The sequence below is a fragment of the Mesorhizobium sp. M0306 genome (assembly GCF_040321655.1).
Taxonomy (GTDB): Bacteria; Pseudomonadota; Alphaproteobacteria; order Rhizobiales; family Rhizobiaceae; genus Mesorhizobium.
This window is the reverse complement of sequence record NZ_JAMYRY010000087.1, coordinates 1-2,531: the sequence shown is the minus strand read 5'-3', so window position 1 is coordinate 2,531 and position 2,531 is coordinate 1. Positions and strand designations below refer to the sequence as shown.

Here is a 2,531-nt window from a genome sequence, read left to right as displayed (position 1 = left end):
CCTGAAACGACATCGATGACGGGCAGCACACTGGCTGAGCGAGGTTACACGCCGCGACCCGGCGCTGTTTGCCCTGTCGATGCCGGCTCAATACTCCCCAGAAGTGCCGTTTGAATCTTCCCCAGTATAGCGCTGCCGCCGGTCTTCCGGAGCGCGCTCCGGGAGACCGGCGGCGCGTAATCGTTGATGCTTCTCCTGATGGTCGGGAGAGGGATTTCGGTGATCAAGATCGGGGAGATGATGATGATACTGGATTTGCATCGGCAGGGCCTGTCGGTCTCGGCGATCGCCAGGGAGAGCGGGATCGACCGCAAGACGGTGCGCAAATACATTGCGCGCGGGCTCGAGGCTCCGGCCTACGGACCGCGCAAGCCGCGTCAGGCGGTGATCGATCCCTTCACAGCCTATCTTCGCGAGCGGGTCACGCCATATCCCGGGCTCACCGGCAGCCGGCTTTTCCGCGAACTGAAGGACCTCGGCTATGGCGGCGGCTACACGGCCGTTACCGACTTCCTGCGCGACATCCGTCCTGCCGCGGCGGAGCGTGGATACGAGGTTCGCTTCGAGACCCCGCCCGGCGAGCAAGCGCAGGTCGACTTCGCCCAGTTCAATGTCGTCTTTGCCGATGAGCCGACCACGCCGAGAATCGTCTGGCTATTCTCCATGGTGCTTGGCTTCAGTCGCCTTATCTGGGCACGCTTCGTCGTCCACCAGGATCTGCCGACTGTCTTGCGCTGCCATGCTGGGGCTTTCGAGGCGCTGGGCGGCGCTCCTCGCGAAGTGCTTTACGACCGTATGAAGACGGCTGTGATCGGCGAAGGCGATACCGGCGGCATCGTCTACAACCGTGCCCTCGTCGATCTTGCCCGCCACTATGGTTTCCATCCCAAGGCCGCCGGCCTTACCGCGCCAAAACAAAAGGCAAGGTCGAGCGACCGTTCCGCTACATTCGCGAGGACTTCTTCCTGGCCCGGTCCTTTCGCAACCTCGAAGACTTGAATGCGCAGTTGCGTCACTGGCTGGACACGGTCGCAAACCCGAGAGTTCACGCAACCACACGGCGTGTCGTCAACGAAGCTTTTGCCGAGGAGCGGGCAGCGCTCCGGCCGCTGCCGTTGGCTCCGTTCCGATCGGTCCTGAAGCTCGAGCGACGCATCAGCCGGGAGGGCATGGTTAGCGTTGGCGGCAATTTCTATAGCGTGCCCGACGCCACCAGGCGCCGTGTCGTCGAGGTGCACACTCTGGCCGAAGAGGTACGCATCTTCGAGGACGGCGCACTGATTGCCATCCATCCCATTCTAGAAGGTCGGCACCAGCGTCATGTCGAGCCCGGGCATCGCAACATCCACGTCCACAAGCGCCGACAAAGACTGAGGAACGACGAGGTCATCCTTCATGGCTCAGGCGACAGGGTCGCTCAGCGCCCGTTGGCCTTCTACGATGCCGTCGCCCGGGTGATGGCGAAGGAGCAGCGTCCATGACGAATGCGCTCGATACCACGCCATCCACAATCGACCGGATCCGCCACGATCTCGTCGGCCTGAAGATGCCACGAGCGCTCGAAGCGCTCGATCATATCGTGCGCCGGCTCGAGCAAGGCGAGATCGCCGCCCTCGAAGCCATGGACATCCTCCTTTCGGAAGAGTTGACCCTCCGCGAGAACAGCCGGATCAAGACGGCACTGCGCATGGGGCGTCTGGCCACGATCAAGACGCTCGCCGGCTTCGACTTCTCTTTCCAGCCCTCGCTCGACCGAGATCGAATCTTCACGCTCGCCCAACTCGGTTTCGTCGCCCGCTGCGAGGTCGTCCACTTCCTCGGCCCACCCGGCACAGGCAAGAGCCATCTGGCCATCGCACTTGCCGTCGAGGCTGTGAAGGCTGGAAAGAGCGTCTATTTCTGCACGCTCGCCGAACTCATCGCCGCACTGGCAAGGGCCGAACGCGAAGGCCGCCTGCAGGAACGCATCCGCTTCTTCTGCCGGCCTGCTCTGCTCGTTGTCGACGAGATCGGCTACCTGCCCGTCATCCACGGTGGCGGCAATCTGTTCTTCCAGCTCGTCAACGCCCGCTATGAGAAGGGCGCCATGATTCTCACCTCAAACCGCGGCTTCGCCGAATGGGGCGAGGTCTTCGGCGATCCTGTCGTCGCAACCGCACTTCTCGATCGCCTGCTTCATCATGCGGTCGTCGTCCAGATCGAAGGATCGAGCTATCGGCTCCGACAACACGCCGAGCTCATGCCCGAACACCTGCGATCAAAAGCCTCCATCACGCCGCCGACGCTCAACGCACCATCACGACCGCGCGGCCGGCCGCCGAAAAATGGACACCCTTCCGCAACAGCCTGAGCGGCGAAACTGGGGAATTTTACTTCGGCACTTTTGGGGAAAATTCGAGCGGCATTGAGATGCCCATTGGACGATGCCGCACAATCGCATTGCAACAGATAATTCAAATCATCTTCACCAAAACTTTGCAACCGCAACTCGCTGACGATGGTAGGGTTACTAGGCTTGGTCGACATCCAAC

General features: G+C 61.8%; 1 protein-coding gene and 1 pseudogene. Both read left to right on the top strand.

Annotated features, from left to right (window positions below; translation table 11 throughout):
- Window positions 1–219 precede the first annotated feature (219 nt).
- Window positions 220–1,481 (top strand): annotated as a pseudogene (istA, locus tag NKI95_RS34140) (IS21 family transposase).
- Window positions 1,478–2,350 (top strand): IS21-like element helper ATPase IstB, encoded by an 873-nt coding sequence (gene istB / locus NKI95_RS34135; protein ID WP_352624661.1) that lies wholly within the window; start codon window positions 1,478–1,480, stop codon window positions 2,348–2,350. The pseudogene istA and the gene istB overlap by 4 nt, the downstream one beginning before the upstream one ends.
- Window positions 2,351–2,531: the final 181 nt, after the last annotated feature.